Annotated in this window: 17 protein-coding genes; 11 read left to right on the plus strand and 6 right to left on the minus strand. The window is 71.6% G+C overall.

Annotation, left to right across the window (positions count from 1 at the left end; all coding sequences use genetic code 11):
* Window positions 1–56 precede the first annotated feature (56 nt).
* Together ABZ780_RS08375 and ABZ780_RS08380 are read right to left on the minus strand one after the other, a co-directional pair.
* Window positions 57–410: a hypothetical protein gene (locus tag ABZ780_RS08375; RefSeq protein ID WP_357009055.1), complete on the minus strand. Its 354-nt coding sequence runs from the start codon at window positions 408–410 to the stop codon at window positions 57–59.
* Between the two features lie 161 nt (window positions 411–571).
* Window positions 572–1015, minus strand: coding sequence for a helix-turn-helix transcriptional regulator (locus tag ABZ780_RS08380; protein WP_357009053.1), 444 nt, complete (start codon window positions 1013–1015; stop codon window positions 572–574).
* A 264-nt stretch (window positions 1016–1279) separates the two neighbouring features.
* Between ABZ780_RS08380 and ABZ780_RS08385 the strand changes: the two genes are divergently transcribed.
* The 7 genes from ABZ780_RS08385 (at window position 1280) to ABZ780_RS08415 (ending at window position 8291) form a co-directional block, all read left to right on the plus strand.
* Window positions 1280–1624, plus strand: coding sequence for a hypothetical protein (locus tag ABZ780_RS08385; RefSeq protein WP_357485225.1), 345 nt, complete (start codon window positions 1280–1282; stop codon window positions 1622–1624).
* Between the two features lie 31 nt (window positions 1625–1655).
* Window positions 1656–1991, plus strand: a complete 336-nt coding sequence (locus tag ABZ780_RS08390) for a hypothetical protein (RefSeq protein WP_357009047.1) — start codon at window positions 1656–1658, stop codon at window positions 1989–1991.
* Between the two features lie 415 nt (window positions 1992–2406).
* Entirely contained in the window at window positions 2407–3822 is a 1416-nt protein-coding gene (locus ABZ780_RS08395) for a PhoH family protein (RefSeq protein ID WP_357485227.1), read from the plus strand.
* Between the two features lie 276 nt (window positions 3823–4098).
* Window positions 4099–4776, plus strand: coding sequence for a lytic transglycosylase domain-containing protein (locus tag ABZ780_RS08400; protein WP_357009042.1), 678 nt, complete (start codon window positions 4099–4101; stop codon window positions 4774–4776).
* Between the two features lie 114 nt (window positions 4777–4890).
* Window positions 4891–5544 carry a rhomboid family intramembrane serine protease gene (locus tag ABZ780_RS08405; protein WP_357009039.1) on the plus strand — a complete coding sequence of 218 codons (654 nt, stop codon included), beginning with the start codon at window positions 4891–4893 and terminating at the stop codon, window positions 5542–5544.
* A 102-nt stretch (window positions 5545–5646) separates the two neighbouring features.
* A complete protein-coding gene (locus ABZ780_RS08410) occupies window positions 5647–6615 on the plus strand; it encodes an NAD(P)/FAD-dependent oxidoreductase (RefSeq protein WP_357009560.1) in 969 nt (322 codons plus the stop codon).
* 65 nt (window positions 6616–6680) lie between these two features.
* A complete protein-coding gene (locus ABZ780_RS08415; protein ID WP_357485230.1) occupies window positions 6681–8291 on the plus strand; it encodes a hypothetical protein in 1611 nt (536 codons plus the stop codon).
* Between the two features lie 127 nt (window positions 8292–8418).
* Here ABZ780_RS08415 and ABZ780_RS08420 read toward each other — a convergent pair whose 3' ends face one another.
* Together ABZ780_RS08420 and glpX are read right to left on the minus strand one after the other, a co-directional pair.
* Complete coding sequence (locus tag ABZ780_RS08420) at window positions 8419–9426, minus strand: DMT family transporter (protein WP_357009033.1); 1008 nt, start codon at window positions 9424–9426, stop codon at window positions 8419–8421.
* Window positions 9423–10454 carry a class II fructose-bisphosphatase gene (glpX, locus tag ABZ780_RS08425; RefSeq protein ID WP_357009030.1) on the minus strand — a complete coding sequence of 344 codons (1032 nt, stop codon included), beginning with the start codon at window positions 10452–10454 and terminating at the stop codon, window positions 9423–9425. The genes ABZ780_RS08420 and glpX overlap by 4 nt, the downstream gene beginning before the upstream one ends.
* Before the next feature lie 157 nt (window positions 10455–10611).
* Between glpX and ABZ780_RS08430 the strand changes: the two genes are divergently transcribed.
* Together ABZ780_RS08430 and ABZ780_RS08435 are read left to right on the plus strand one after the other, a co-directional pair.
* Window positions 10612–11370, plus strand: coding sequence for a DUF4245 family protein (locus ABZ780_RS08430; protein WP_357485232.1), 759 nt, complete (start codon window positions 10612–10614; stop codon window positions 11368–11370).
* A gap of 210 nt (window positions 11371–11580) precedes the next feature.
* On the plus strand, window positions 11581–12429 hold the full coding sequence (locus ABZ780_RS08435; protein ID WP_357009025.1) for a hypothetical protein: 849 nt from the start codon (window positions 11581–11583) through the stop codon (window positions 12427–12429).
* Between the two features lie 39 nt (window positions 12430–12468).
* On the opposite strand, the gene ABZ780_RS08440 is transcribed toward ABZ780_RS08435, so the two are convergent.
* Together ABZ780_RS08440 and xseA are read right to left on the minus strand one after the other, a co-directional pair.
* Entirely contained in the window at window positions 12469–12690 is a 222-nt protein-coding gene (locus ABZ780_RS08440; RefSeq protein ID WP_030328827.1) for an exodeoxyribonuclease VII small subunit, read from the minus strand.
* Window positions 12691–12750: 60 nt separating this feature from the next.
* On the minus strand, window positions 12751–13974 hold the full coding sequence (xseA, locus tag ABZ780_RS08445) for an exodeoxyribonuclease VII large subunit (protein ID WP_357485234.1): 1224 nt from the start codon (window positions 13972–13974) through the stop codon (window positions 12751–12753).
* 174 nt (window positions 13975–14148) lie between these two features.
* Here xseA and ABZ780_RS08450 point away from each other — a divergent pair, with 174 nt between their 5' ends.
* Both ABZ780_RS08450 and ABZ780_RS08455 read left to right on the plus strand, forming a co-directional pair.
* Complete coding sequence (locus ABZ780_RS08450; RefSeq protein ID WP_357485237.1) at window positions 14149–15135, plus strand: 4-hydroxy-3-methylbut-2-enyl diphosphate reductase; 987 nt, start codon at window positions 14149–14151, stop codon at window positions 15133–15135.
* Between the two features lie 49 nt (window positions 15136–15184).
* The gene (locus ABZ780_RS08455; protein WP_357009015.1) at window positions 15185–15577 is read left to right on the plus strand and encodes a hypothetical protein; all 393 of its coding nucleotides are present in this window, start codon (window positions 15185–15187) and stop codon (window positions 15575–15577) included.
* Window positions 15578–15594 lie beyond the last annotated feature (17 nt).

A 15594-nucleotide genomic window follows, 5' to 3' on the forward strand; every position in this document is an offset into this window, starting at 1 on the left:
CCCGGCGATGCGGGCCTATTCCTGGCCGAGCGCACCCCGCTCGGCTGGGGGCGCGGTCAGCGTTCGGCGGCTCCTCGTCCGCGCCGGCCGATCGGCACCACCGCCGCCTCCTGGCCGTGGTTCAACAGGTAGCCCTCCACGAAACCGGTGTTGCGATCCCCGGTGCGCTTCTCGATCTCGTTGAGCCGGGCCACCAGGAAGTCGGTGAGTGCGCTCAACCGGTCGTTCAGGCGCTCGTGCAGCTCTGCGAGGACGGCCAGGACGACCGCCGTGCCGGCGCTGACGAGCGCGAGGAGGTTGACGAACAGCGGAAGCTGCCCGCCGTTGACCGCGAGGGTCACCGCATTGCCGGTCGCCCACAATGTCATCGACACCGCGGCGACCACGACTGCCACCCACTTCAGGGTCATGGACAGACCCCTCCTTCTGTCCCGCAGGGCTGAGTTCGGCCTTGTCCCGTCCCCCGCCGATGACGAGCCCAAGCAGTACGAATAGGGACGCTAGCGTGCCCGTTCCGGCCCCGGAGGGAAACGAATGAACCTGACCAGGCGTTCTTTCGCCATCTGAGGAACTACCCTGCCTGATTCCCTCTTTTTCGGACATCGACCGGCAGCGTTGGGCGGTATGCGAGATATCTGATGGTTTCGCGGATGTGGAACTTCTCCGCGTCCGACACGTCGGGGTCGACCAGGCGACGCAGCAGAGCCTCCACGTCCGGGTCCATCGGCGGGGCGGGCTGGCTGACCCGCGGGCCGGAGGCGGTGCGGTCCCAGCCCAGCGCGGCGAAGGCGGTGGCGGGGTTCAGCCCGAGGCCCTCGCAGAAGGCGACCACCCGTTCGGCCTCGGGGTCGCTGGCCCAGTCGCCACGGACCCACCGGTTGATGGTCTGGCGGGAGACGCCGGTACGTCGGGACACCTCGGTGCCGCTCCAGGCCCGGGTGGCTCGCGCCTCGTCGAGGGCACGCCGGACGAAGGTGGCGAAGGCGATCTTTCGCGCATTGGCCGTCTCAGTCACCCCGTGACGGTACGGCCAAGGGGAGGCCTGTGTGTGTTCAGGCACGCTGCTGTCACGCGGACGTGACGGTGGCCTCGGGTTCCAGGTAAACGATCCAGAGTCACTCTTGAGGGGTGTCACCCGGGCAGAATAGATGCCCATAGTGGTCGAGGTAAACAGACGAAAAGCTGATACTGTCACGCTCATGGGACAACCTACGGTGTGTCACGTGCATGAGACGATTAGTGCTCGCATGCGTCACGCCCCCGGTGCCAGGGGGGTGTGGTGACCGAGCTCGCCACCCGAGCCCAGGCCTTCGGGCTGATCGCCGACGGAGTGGCTGCGGGGCTGAGTGCCCCGTGGCGCCTCTACCTAGCCCGAGGCTGTCGATACCTGTCGCTGAGCGTCAGCGACCGCACCGAGTGGAATGCCTGGCGCACCCACCTCGGCTGCCCCGAGCTGAGCGTCCGGGTCTACGACGCCGGTGGGGAGATCCGCCGCTCCTCCGTGGCCGAGGTCGTGCTGGACGGCTGCCGGATCAGCGTCGAGCTGGTCGAGGAGGTCAGCACCGACGATCTGGACCGGCTTCTCGTCGCCGACCCGACCCAGGTCGAGCCGGAGGAGCGATGACCCGGCGTCCGGGCCGGGCTGGGGCCGCCCGATGAGCCCCTTCCTCGTGGTCTTCCTCGTCCTGGTGCTCGCTGCCACCAGCTACGCGGCCGGTCGGCTGCACGGGCAGTTGAGTTACCGCATCGGGTACCGCTTCGGTTACCGGCAGGGCTACTTCGACGGCGACCGGGGCGCCTGGAACCGGCGGCGGCGCGACGCCCAGGCGGCGATCGCCTCCGCCCTGTCGGTCTCCTCGGCGGGCGCGGTCCGTTCCGCCGGCACCGTGGCCCGCCCCGGCACCACCTACACCGGCTCGTCGTTCACCGCGCCGGCCGCCCCGATCACGGGGCGGCACCCGACCGGCACGCTCGTTCGACGGACCGGTTGAGCCGGCCGGCGGGCCGCCGCGAGCGGTCCCGCCGACCGGCGCCACGAACGCGGTGCGTCGTCCGCGGCGGACACGCACCGTCGGGGTCACGTCAGACCGGTGACGGTGGCTCCGCCGGCCGGGATGCGCGCAGGGGGCATGCATCCCGGCCGGCTCGCCGCATACCCCTGCCGGCCCGGCCGCGTCCGGCGTCGGCGGGGTGTCAACAGGGCTGTCTCCGAAGATCCACGATCGTGCACTAGCCGGGACGGTCCGCCGCCGCTAGCGTCTAGGCATGGCACGGGGTTCTCCCGAGCCAGCCGGTCCGCCCGGATCTGCGACCTCGCACACGGGGTTCCGCATCCGACCCCGTGTCCCCGGGCACCGGACGAGGCGGAACACGGGTGGCCGGGTGCCCATCCGTCGGAGCAGGCCTGTGACGACTCGCCGTATCACCGCCGGTGCCGACCAGACCCCGGCCGCGACTGCCACGACCCGCCGCGCCACCCGGAGCCGCCGTGCGCCGGCCGTCGTGCCGGTCGACCCCGAGGAGCCGCGACCAGCCGGGCAGGCGTTCGTTCTGGACACCTCCGTGCTGCTGTCCGACCCGGCGGCGTTCCACCGGTTCGCCGAGCACGAGGTGGTGCTGCCACTGGTGGTCATCACCGAGTTGGAGGGCAAGCGGCACCATCCGGAGCTGGGCTGGTTCGCCCGGCAGTCGCTGCGCATGCTCGACGAGCTGCGGATCCGGCACGGCCGGCTGGACCGGCCGGTGCCCGCCAACGACGTCGGCGGCACGCTGCGGGTGGAGCTGAACCACACCGACGACGGCGTGCTGCCGCCCGGGTTCCGCACCGAGAGCAACGACGCCCGGATTCTCTCCGTGGCGCTCAACCTCGCCGCCGAGGGACGGGACGTCACCCTGGTCAGCAAGGACATGCCGCTGCGGGTCAAGGCCGCCTCGGTGGGTCTGCGCGCCGACGAGTACCGGCACGGCCAGGCCAGCGACCCGACCTGGACCGGCATGTCCGAGCTGGAGCTGGGTGAGGAGCAGATCGGTCAGCTGTACGCCGGCGAGACGCTCGACGTCGACGAGGCGGCTGGCCTGCCCTGCCACACCGGCCTGGTGCTGCACTCGACGCGCGGCTCCGCGCTCGGCCGGGTGCTGCCGGACAAGTCCGTCCGGTTGGTCCGGGGCGACCGGGAGGCGTTCGGCCTGCACGGCCGCTCGGCGGAGCAGCGGGTCGCGCTCGACCTGCTGCTCGACGAGTCGATCGGGATCGTCTCGTTGGGTGGCCGGGCCGGCACCGGCAAGTCGGCGTTGGCGCTCTGCGCCGGGCTGGAGGCGGTGATGGAGCGCCGTCGGCACAAGAAGGTGATCGTGTTCCGCCCGCTGTACGCCGTGGGTGGCCAGGAGTTGGGCTACCTGCCGGGGTCGGAGTCGGAGAAGATGTCGCCGTGGGCCCAGGCGGTCTTCGACACGCTCGGCGCGGTGGTGCACGAGAACGTGCTGGAGGAGGTCACCTCGCGGGGCATTCTCGAGGTGCTCCCGCTGACCCACATCCGAGGGCGCAGCCTGCACGACGCCTTCGTGATCGTGGACGAGGCGCAGTCGCTGGAGCGCGGTGTGCTGTTGACCGTGCTGTCCCGGATCGGGCAGGGCTCCCGGGTGGTGCTCACCCATGACGTGGCCCAGCGGGACAATCTGCGGGTCGGCCGACACGACGGCGTGACCGCTGTCATCGAGGCACTGAAGGGCCATCCCCTCTTCGCCCATGTCACGCTCAGCCGTTCGGAGCGTTCGCCGATCGCCGCGATGGTGACCGATCTTCTGGAGGACATCCCGCTCTGATGGGGCTTTTGTAGGCTTTCGTCCACATTTTCAGTGTGGTGCAGATCACAAACGGCCGTGTTGGTTTCCCATCAGCCTCACTGTGCGCGATGGTGTCCAACGAGCGCCCACGCACCACGGGGATCGTTGGTGATCGGTTGCCCAGAGATGGCGACCATCGGTGACGGTCGGTGCGTCGGCGCGACCGGCAGACCGGTCGGGGCGCTCGCGGCACGGCTGACGGCCCGCGTGGCCTGGGCCGCGCCGTGTCCTTGCCCCCGACGAAGGGACCACTTCGTGAGTCGGCTGTGGAGCCGGTTGGGCGCCCGTACGGCTGCTGTCGCGCTGCTCTCCGTGGGCGTTGCCGGTGGCTTCTACCTGGGCGAAGACCGCGAAACTCAGCAACAGGGCCTGACCGAGCAGGTCAGCCTCGAGGTCGACCGGGCCGATTTCGCCTACCAGCGTGATCGGCAGGCCGCACACCAGGTCGCGTTCGCCAAGCAGCGGGCCGCCGAGTACCAGGCCAAGCTGCGGGCCGCGCAGGCCGCCAAGGAGGCCGCCGAGCGGGCCCGTAAGGCCGAGGCCGCCGCAGCCGCCCGCAAGGCCGAGCGGAAGGCCGCCGACCAGGCCGCCAAGCCGTACGACGGGCCCATCCCGGCGTCCTGCGCCGAGTACAGCGGCAACCGCAAGATCGGCTGCGCGTTGATGATCGACGCGGGCTTCGGCATCTCCGAGTTCCCCTGCCTGGAGAAGCTCTGGACCAAGGAGAGCGGCTGGAACCACAAGGCCCGCAACTCTTCGTCCGGCGCGTACGGCATCCCCCAGGCGTACCCGGGCAGCAAGATGGTTTCCGCTGGCGCCGACTGGCAGACCAACCCGGCCACGCAGATCAAGTGGGGGCTGGGCTACGTCAAGGGCAGGTACAAGACGCCCTGCGGTGCCTGGACGTACTTCCAGAACAACAACACGTACTGACGATCTCCACGGCGGGGCGGGTGGGCGACCACCCGCCCCGCCGTCGTCCGTACACCGGACGTACGGGCGGGACGCGAGTGGCGGTTGGCCGCTTTTGCTGATAGCAGTTGGGGGGTGACACTGCACCCGTCAAGCGGCGACCCCCACCGGTTCGGCACCGAGGCGTTCTACGCCGCGCTCGGCCGGGCCTTCGTCGCGATGTGCGCGGTGGTCCCGTTCCTCTTCTTCATCGAGGCCTTCGACCAGGGCCTCGACTTCGGCCTGGATGCCACGGCCGGCATCATCCCGCACCGCATCGACGGCCTTGACGGGGTCTTCTTCTCCCCGTTCCTGCACCACGGCTTCGACCACCTCTACAGCAACAGCATCCCGCTGATCCTGCTCGGCACCTTCGTGCTGGCCGCCGGTGCCCGGCGGTTCCTCTGGTCGACCCTGATCATCATCCTGGTCAGCGGGCTCGGCGTGTGGTTCACCGGCTCGCCCAACTCGGTGGTGGTCGGCGCCAGCGGGGTGATCTTCGGCTACCTGGGCATCCTGCTGACCCGGGGCATCTTCGAGCGCAGCTGGTGGAACTTCGCCGTCTTCCTGCTGGTCGGCCTGCTCTACGGGTGGCAGCTCGTCGGCATCCTCCCCACCGACGAGCGGATCTCCTGGCAGGGGCACCTGTTCGGGTTGCTCGGTGGCGTGGTGGCGGCGATCCTGTTCCGCCGCCGTCGGCCCACCGTGGACGGCTCGGACTACTCGGGGTCCACCCTCAGCCTGCCCTGACCTGCTCGTCGGCGCGCCGGGACATGCTTGCCCGACCGGTGCCACCCGCTTACCGTCTGGATCAGCAAGCGTTGATCCGTGAGCGGAAAGCGACGGTACGCCATGCATGAGGTCGATGTAGCCGTGATCGGGGCCGGCCCGGCCGGGCTCTTCGCCGCGTACTACGCCGGGTTTCGCGGGTTGTCGGTGGCGGTGATCGACGCGCTGCCGGAGCCGGGCGGTCAGGTCACCGCCATGTACCCGGAGAAGCTGATCCTCGACGTGGCCGGCTTCCCCGCCGTCAAGGGCCGCGACCTGGTGTCCAACCTGGTCGCCCAGGCGGCCCCGTTCGGCCCGCGGTACCTGCTCGGCACCAGGGCCGAGAAGCTCTCGTACGTCGATGGCCGGCCGGTGCTCGGCCTGGCCGGCGGCGACCAGCTCGCCTGCGGCGCGGTCGTGGTCACCGGCGGGCTGGGCAGCTTCAGCCCACGGCCGTTGCCCTGCGCCGACGGTGCGCCCGGCACCGGAATCGTCTACTTCGTCACCGACCCGGCCGAGCTGGCCGACCGGGACGTGCTGATCGTCGGTGGCGGCGACTCCGCCTTCGACTGGGCGTTGGCCCTGCAACCGTTGGCCCGTTCGGTGACCCTGGTGCACCGGCGGGAGAAGTTCCGGGCGCACGCGTCGACGGTCGCCCGGGTGCTGTCGCTGCCGGTGCGGGTGGTGGTCAACGCCGAGGTCACCCGGCTGCTCGGGGACGGCACGGTGACCGGCGCCGAGGTGACCGTGCGTGGTGGCGCGGCCGAGACGCTGCCGGTGGACACGGTGGTCGCCGCCCTCGGTTTCACCGCCGACCTGGGTCCGCTCGCCGAGTGGGGGCTGCGGCTGGACCGCCGACACATCCTGGTGGACAGCGCCATGGCCACGAACCTGCCCCGGGTCTTCGCGGCCGGCGACATCACCGAGTACCCGGGCAAGGTACGCCTGATCGCCACCGGCTTCGGCGAGGCCGCCACGGCCGTGAACAACGCGGCGGTGGTCATCGATCCGAGCGCACACCTGTTCCCCGGGCACTCCTCCGACGCCGGCTGACCGTCGGTACCGGACACTGACCGGCCCGTGTCCGGATCGAGACGGGTCGACCGGACCCTGAGGGGATGACGGGGTCCGAGAAAGCACGTGACGGCGCACCGACCACGCTGTCGTGGCTCTGCCACCCGGCCACTCTGCTAGCCCTGGTGGTGTTGGTGGTCAACGACCACGTGTGGAAGGCGGCGTTTCCGGGCCTGGTGACGGGCAAGTTGAGTGACGTGGCGGGCCTGGTGCTCGCTCCGCCGCTGGTCGCGGTGTTGCTGACGCTGGTGGTGCCGCGAATGCCGGCCCGGATCGCCGCCGTGGCCGGCCTGGTCGCGGTGGGTGCCGGGTTCGCGGTGGTCAAATCCAGTGGGTACGCCGCTGAGTTGGCCTCCTCGGCCTGGACCGCGCTGGCGGGGCCGTCGCTGGTCCGGGCCGACTGGACCGACCTGTTCACGCTGCCGGCGCTCGGCCTGGCGTGGTGGAGTTGGACGCGGGCCCGGGTGCGGCCGGTGCGGCACCGGACGGCTCGGCTGGTCCGGCTGCTGGTTGTCCTGCCGCCGGCAGTCCTTGCGGTGGCCGCCACCAGCCCGGTCCACTACCCCTACGCGCTGGGCGTCACGACATTCGAGGGTCGCCCGGCGATCGCGGTCGGCACGGGCTTCGACGGTAGCTGGCCCGACGGGCCGGCCGACGGCTGGTGGTCGATCAGCGACGACGCCGCGACCACCTGGCGAACCGCCACCGACGACGAGGTGCAACTACTGCGGGCCCAGGACTCTCCGCGCCAGCAGGCGTGCGCGCCGGACGAGCCCCGGCGCTGCTACCGGGTGGTCCCCGGGCACCTGCGGGTGGAGCAGAGCGACGACGCCGGCGTGACCTGGCAGATTGCCTGGGAGGTGTCGGACGCACGGCGGGAGGCGTTGGCCCGCCGATACCCTAGCCCGGGCGACGTACGCCGACACTTCTCCTCCCGCGAGTTGGCTGTCTATCCACACGCCGGCGGTGGCCACGAGGTACTTGTCGCAAACGGTCGGGACGGCTTCCTGCGCCGTCTGTCGGACGGCGATTGGCGGCGCGACGGCCACCTCGGCCCGTCCAGCTACAGGGTCGACAAGAGTGATCTGCCGGCGATCGACGACGACGGGTCGGTGCGACGCGAGACGGACCTGCTGCTCGCCGCCACGCTCGCCTTACTACTCGGCTGCGCGGTCACCGTGATCGCCGGTCACGTGGCGATCCGACGTGGTGGAGGAAGCCGCTGGTGGGGAATCGCCGGTGCCCTGCCGATCCTGCTGGCCGCCCTTGTGCTGGAGGCCGCCTGGCCCCGCGACGACGACGGCGGCGTCGTGGTCATGGTGCTGTTCGTCATCCTGCCGTTGGGCGCGCTTGCGGTGACGGGCCTGCTCCTGGTCCCGTGGCTCGGCAGCGCGCCGGGCCGTTGGGTCGGATGGACCGTGGGCAACCTTCTGCTCACCGTGCTCCTGTCCGGACTGCCGCTGGTCGGCTGGGTGAACGGCACTCCCGAGCAGACCCGGGTGGCGGTCGCGCTGGCCCTGCTGGCCACCGTGCCGGGTCTGCTGCTGGCCGTCCGGCTCGCCAAGCTCGCCGACCCGGCCCGCGAAGAGAACCGGCGCGGCACGCCGCCCTACCCGCCCTACCAACCCCTGCCGCCGAGGGTGCCGCTGCGCTGACGCCTGCTGCGGCCCCGGACGTGTCGGCGGGCGGGTTGTGTCAGTGCGGGACGAACGCGCCTTTTCGGTATCGCGGGAGGTAGATCTTGGCCACTTTCCGTTGGCTAACGGAAAGTGTCCAAGATTGTCAGCGATGGCGGGTGAAGCGGCCCGAGGTCGTGCCCCGCGGGCGCGCGGGTGGGGCCAGGGCGGCGATCAGCACGGCCACCATGGTCAGCGCGGCCCCGAGCAGGGTGTTCACGCCGGGGTGCGAGGCCGCCGTGGGCAGCACCAGGTCCAGCAGGACCGCGCCCACGATCTGGCCGGCGATGGTGGCCAGGCCGAGCAGCAGGACGCCGGTGAAGCGCACGATCGCGGCGGCGATCGCGATGAACACGATGCCGATCGGGCCGCCCAGGTAGAGCCACGGCTCGGTCGGCAGGTGGCCGGTCGGCCAGCCGCGTACCGCGATGTCGATCGCGAACGCGACGAGCAGCGTGACCGTGCCGACGGCGAAGTTGACAAGCGTGGCGGTCAGCGCGCTGTCGGCTGCCGCCCGGACCCGGCCGTTGACCGCCTGCTGCCAGGCGATGCCCACCCCGGCCAGCAGCGGCAGCAGGGCCAGCGCCAGCGTGCCCGGGTCGCCGAGCCGGTCGCCGACCGCCAGAGCGACCGCGAGCACGGTGAGCACCGCTCCGGCCAGGCGCTGCCGGGTGATCGGCTGCCGACCGGTGGGGCCGATGCCGGCGCGATCCACCAGGAGGCTGCTGCCGGTCTGGCCAGCGACGACCGCCACGGTGAAGAGGGCCACACCCAACGAGCCGATGGTGAGCCCTTGGGTCGCGACCAGGAACGCCCCGCACATCCCACCGAGGCACTGCCAGGGCCGCAACGCGCCCCCGGTGAGGGCACGTCGCAGCGCCGCCAGGCCGCGTCGCCCACCGGGGGTGGTGGGCACCAGCACCAGCAGCACCAGCAGACCCAGGCCGAACGAGACCACCGCGGCGGCGAACCCGTCGGCCAGGCGTACGCCCAGCTCGCCGTTGATCCGAGATTGCACCGCCACCGCGACCCCGGAGAACGACGCCAGCGTGACGCCGGTGATCCGGCGGGCGGCGGAGAGGGACTGCGGGGTCGCAGTGTCGGTGACTGTCACTCCTGCTCGGCCAGCGGCCGACCGTCGAAGTCGACGGCCGAGTAGAGGGCCAGCTTCTCCAGCCGGTGGTACGAGTCGATCACCCGGATGGTGCCGCTCTTCGACCGCATCACGATCGACTGGGTGTACGCGCCACCGGCCCGGTAGCGCACCCCGCGCAGCAGGTCGCCGGAGGTGACCCCGGTCGCCACGAAGAAGCAGTTGTCCCCGGTGACCAGGTCGTCGGTGCCCAGCACCCGGTCCAGGTCGTGCCCGGCGGCGAGCGCCTTCTCCCGCTCCTCGTCGTCGCGTGGCCAGAGCTTGGCCTGCATCGCGCCACCCATGCACTTCAGCGCGCAGGCCGAGATGATGCCCTCCGGGGTGCCGCCGATGCCCATCAGCACGTCGACGTCCGACTCGCCCCGGGCCGCCGCGATGGAGCCGGCGATGTCGCCGTCGGAGATGAACCGGATGCCCGCCCCGGCCCGGCGGATCTGCGTGACCAGGTCGTCGTGGCGGGTGCGATCCAGCACGCAGACCGTCACCTCGGACACGTCGGTGCCCTTGACCTTCGCGATCCGGCGCAGGTTCTCGGCCACCCCCGCGTTGATGTCCACCACATCGGCGTACGCGGGGCCGACGGCGAGCTTCTCCATGTAGAAGACCGCGCTCGGGTCGAACATCGCACCCCGCTCGGAGACGGCGAGCACCGCCAGCGCGTTCGGCATGCCCTTGCTCATCAGGGTGGTGCCGTCCACCGGGTCGACCGCGACGTCCACCTCCGGGCCGGTGCCGTCGCCGACGTGTTCACCGTTGAAGAGCATCGGGGCGTTGTCCTTCTCGCCCTCGCCGATCACCACGATGCCGCGCATCTGGATCGAGTTGATCAGCTTGCGCATGGCGTCGACGGCGGCTCCGTCGCCGCCCTCCTTGTCGCCTCGGCCGACCCAACGGCCGGCGGCCATCGCCGCGGCCTCCGTGACCCGGACCAGGTCGAGGGCAAGGTTGCGGTCGAGATCCTGTGGGATCCGCGTCCTGGTGTTCGTCATGACGGCTCCTCCTCGCGACGGTGCGGGGACGACCGGCGGCAGGGTGGTCCCCTGCTGCCGGCTTTGTCGCTGATCCTCACACGATGGCCGACCAAGCTTCGGCGCGGGGCGGTGATGGCCCGGATACCGCCCGTCGGGCGGCTGCGAAGATGGGAGGGTGGAACCCGCACAGCCAGCTGATCGCGTACCCGCCGACCGCACGCCGCCCGACGGCCAGCCGCCGGCCGGGCTGCCCGCCGATGCCGCTGCCGAGCCCGTCGTGACCGGTCCGACGACGCCGGCCACCGGCGAGCCTGCCCTGGTCGCGTCGGAGCCGGCGGCACAACCGCCGGCACCGCTTGGCGGCTCCGGGGCCGGCGGCGTCCCGAGCACCGGCGGACGACCCACGCCGCCGAGGGCGGCGGCGGCCAAGGCCGAGCGGTCGCCGAAGGACATGGCGATCTCGCTGCTGGTGCTGCTGATCCCGATCGCGCTGCTGCTGGCGTTCTACCGGGGCTTCCTCGGCGGCGACCAGGCCGCCACGGTCGACCCGGCCCCGGCGATCGAGCAGGCCCGGTCGGCGAACACCTTCCCGGTGAGCCAGCCGCAGGGTCTGGGCTCCGACTGGCGTACGGTCAGCGCCCGCTACCAGAGCGTCGAGGGCGGCGCGAACCTGCGGATCGGCTACCTCACGCCGGAGGGGCGGGGGGTCCAGTTGTTGCAGAGCAGCGTGCCGGCCGAGCGGCTGCTCCCCGCCGAGTTGACCGACGAGGGGCAGCCACAGGGCCCGACGGAGCTGGCCGGGCGCACCTGGCAGCGCTACGCGGCCCGGGGCAACCAGCAGGCGTTGGTCCTGCTGGAGCCGACCCGAACGGTGATCGTCCTCGGTGACGCCCGGGACAACGAACTGCGCGAACTCGCCGGCGCGTTGCGCTGAGCGGCGTCGCGGGCGGGCCGGGGCGTCGTGTCCTTCTCCGCCGGCAATCGGACATCAGGGTGATTGTCCGAGGCGTCGACAGGGAACAGAGGAGGGAGTGATCCGGGCGCACTGCTCGGCCCGGGTCGCGCGGCGTGGCCAACGGTGTTGCCGCGTCGCCCGGTTTCCGGCGCCGACCAGGTCGTCGGGTGACCCCCTTGGGAGACACGAATGACTGTTCGACGACTCAGTGCCGGCCTGGTAGCCGCCGCCCTGTTCACGCCCGCCCTGACCGCCTGCGCTGGCGGTACGACCGGCACCGCCGGGTCGACCGCGTCGCCGACGGTGAGCGCGTCCGGCACGCCCAGCGCGTCCGGCGCACCCGTGTCGGGCGACGCCAAGCAGGCGCTGCTCGACTCCACCAAGGAGATCAGCAACGGCAACTTCCGGTTCACCCTCTCCGGCGCCGGCTCGACCGCCGAGGGTCAGGTGCACCAGCCGAGCCAGAGCGCGGCGATGAAGTTCGCCCTCGGCGGCCCCTCATCCGACCTGGCCATGAAGCTCGACGTGATCCACGCCAAGCCGGACAGCTGGGTGAAACTGGAGCTGACCGGCCCCACCGCCGACAGCCTGCCCGCCATCAAGCAGCTCAACCTCGGCAAGTACCAGCACCTGGACCAGACCCGCATCAAGGGCAACAAGAACCTCGGCTTCGACTTCGACAAGGTCGACCCGGCCGGCAGCGCGGTGCTGACCCAGGGCATCACCGAGGTCCGCAGCACCGGCACCGGCACGTACGCCGGGACCATCGACGTCACCAAGGCGGCCGAGGCGGGCTCGTTGAACGCCGCCACGATCGCCGCGCTGGGCACCCAGGCGAAGACCGTGCCGTTCACCGCGAAGGTGGACCCGCAGGGCCGGCTCAGCGAGCTGGTGCTCCAGCTGCCGGCCGCCGGTCAGACCGCCGCCCAGGAGATCAAGATGACGTACTCCGACTACGGTGCCGCCACCGCCGCGCAGAAGCCGCCGGCGGACCAGGTCGTCGAGGCGCCGGCCGAGCTGTACAGCCTGTTCAACTGACGTACGCGGGTGGGGCGGCTCCGGCCGCCCCACCGGCGGTCAGGAGGCGGGCTCCTGCCGGGCGGCGTCGATCCGCGCCCGGGCGCCGTCCAACCAGCGCTGGCAGATCACCGCCAGCGCCTCGCCGCGCTCCCAGAGCGCCAGCGACTCCTCCAGCGACGTGCCGCCGGCCTCCAGCCGCTCGACCACCGAGGCCAGCTCGGCCCGCGCCTGCTCGTAGCTGAGCCGCTCGTCCGGCCCGGCCTTCGTGTCGTCAGTCATCGCGCCCATCTCAGCACATCCCTCCCGCGGTCACCGCGTCGCCACTGCGCCGTCGCACACTCAGCCGTCCACCGTCGCGGCCAGCTCACCGTCGGCCAGTCGTACCCGCAGCGGGTCGCCCTTGCCGACCTCGGCCGCCGCGCGGACCACCTGACCGTCGGCGCGCTGCACGATCGCGTACCCCCGGTCGAGGGTGGCGGCGGGGGAGAGGGCACGGAGGCGGGCCAGGGTGTGCCGCAGCTCGTCGTCCGCGCCGGCGAGCCGGTGGTCCAGGCAACGGCTGGCCCGTTGGCGCAGCGCGGTCAGCTCGGTCACGCGGTGCTCCACCATCACCTGGGGCCGGGCCAGCACCGGCCGGGAGCGCAGGCTGTCGAGGCGGTGGGACTCGCGGTCGACCAGGTTGCGTACCGCCCGTTCGAGGCGGTGCCGAGCCTGGCCGATGAGGCGTACCTCCTCGGTGAGGTCGGGGACGACCCGCTTGGCCGCGTCGGTCGGGGTGGAGGCCCGCAGGTCGGCGACGTAGTCGATCAGCGGCGTGTCCGTCTCGTGGCCGATCGCGCTGACCACCGGGGTACGGCACGCGAACACCGCGCGGCAGAGCGCCTCGTCGGAGAAGGGCAGCAGGTCCTCGATGCCACCGCCGCCCCGGGCGATGACGATGACTTCGATGCTCGGGTCGGCGTCCAACACCTTGAGCGCGTCGATGATCTGCGGCACCGCGGACGGGCCCTGCACGGCCACGTTGACCGTCCGGAACTCCACCGCCGGCCAGCGTCGCCGGGCATTGGTCAGCACATCCCGCTCGGCCGCCGAGGCACGCCCGGTGATCAACCCGATCCGACCCGGCAGGAACGGCAGCCGGCGCTTTCGGGAGCGGTCGAACAGCCCTTCGGCGGCGAGCAGTTTCTTGAGCTTCTCCAGTCGGGCCAGCAGCTCGCCCAGCCCCACCTGCCGGATCTCGTCGGCCCGCAGGCTCAGCGTGCCCCGGGCGGCGTAGAACTCCGGCTTGGCGTGCAGCACCACGCGGGCGCCCTCACGCAGCTCCGGAGCGCCAGCGTCGAGCACGTCCCGGTTGGTGGTGACGGTCAGGCTCAGATCGGCCGACGGGTCCCGCAGGGTGAGGAAGACGGTGGTGGCGCCCGGACGGCGGCTGATCTGCGCCACCTGCCCGTCCACCCAGACCCAGCCCAGCTTGGCGATCCACGCGCCGACCTTCTGGCTGACCACCCGGACCGGCCAAGGCTCCTCGGCGGTGCTGCCACCCACCCGTGCGGTATCACTCACCCGCCCACCCTAAGGCCCACCCCCACCAGCCCCGCCCCCACCGCGCGCCAGCGCGCCCAGCGCCGCCGGCGCGTGATCATGAAGTTGTAGCGCCCCGTTCGGCGTGTCGCAGCCATAACCTCATGATCAACTCGCGTGAGGTGAGGCGGGAGTGGTGGTGGGTAGGATGAATGGGTGACTCAGGCTGAAGCGACTTCCCGGACCGGCAAGCGCGTGCTCCTGGCGAAGCCCCGCGGCTACTGCGCGGGTGTCGACCGTGCGGTGCAGACCGTCGAGGAGGCGCTCAAGCTCTACGGCGCTCCGATCTACGTCCGCAAGCAGATCGTGCACAACAAGCACGTCGTGCAGACCCTGGAGGCCCAGGGCGCGATCTTCGTGGAGGAGAACGAGGAGGTGCCCGAGGGCGCCACCGTCATCTTCTCCGCGCACGGAGTGGCGCCCGAGGTCTACGAGCAGGCCAAGGCGCGCTCACTGAAGGCGATCGACGCGACCTGCCCGCTGGTCACCAAGGTGCACCAGGAGGCGAAGCGGTTCGCCGCCGAGGACTACGACATCCTGCTGATCGGCCACGAGGGGCACGAGGAGGTCATCGGCACCGCCGGTGAGGCTCCCGCGCACATCCAGCTCGTGGACGGCCCGGACGGCGCCGACAAGATCAGCGTGCGCGACCCGGAGAAGGTGGTCTGGCTCTCCCAGACCACGCTCTCGGTCGACGAGACGCTGGAGACGGTCGCCCGGCTCAAGCAGCGGCTGCCGCTGTTGCAGTCCCCGCCCAGCGACGACATCTGCTACGCCACGTCCAACCGGCAGCACGTCGTCAAGGAGATCGCCGCCGAGTGTGACGTGGTGATCGTGGTCGGCTCGACGAACTCCTCCAACTCGATCCGGCTGGTCGAGGTGGCCCTGGATGCTGGCGCTCGCGCCGGTCACCTGGTGGACTTCGCCCACGAGATCGACGACGCCTGGCTGGCCGACGCCCGCACCGTCGGGCTGACCTCCGGCGCGAGCGTCCCGGAGGATCTGGTCCGGGATGTGCTCGCGCACCTCGCCGCGCGTGGGTTCGGCGACGTCGAGGAGATCATTACCGCCAACGAGCGGCTCACCTTCTCGCTGCCGCAGGAGTTGAAGCGGGACATGAAGGCCGCCGCAGCGCGCGGCTGAGTATCCGTTCGACGGGAACGCCGGGGCGTTCCGGTGCGTCGAAGCCGGCATGAGGACATTTCGGCTCGCCGTCCCCGCCCTGGTCGTCTGCGCGGTGCTGAGCGCCTGCGGTGGGACGGCCGACCCCGCCAGCCCCGGCACACCGTCGACAGCGACCGCGGAGCCAACCTCGGCCGCCCCGACGCCCCCGTCCCCGACGCTCAAGTCCCCCGGTGGGCCCAGCGTCCCGCCGCCCGTCGGCGCCACCGAACTCACCGGCACGGTCACCCCCGGGGTGGAGCCGAACTGCCTGCTGCTCGACGGCTATCTGCTGATCGGCGGCCCCCGGGACGTGCTGACCTCCGGCGCGCGGGTCACCGTCACCGGCCGGGTGGAGGCGGGCCTGATGACCACCTGCCAGCAGGGCACCCCGTTCGTCGTGGAGGGCGCCCACCGCAGCTGACCCCGACCGGACCGCCC

Source organism: Micromonospora sp. NPDC047467 (genome assembly GCF_040643095.1).
Lineage (GTDB): Bacteria > Actinomycetota > Actinomycetes > Mycobacteriales > Micromonosporaceae > Micromonospora.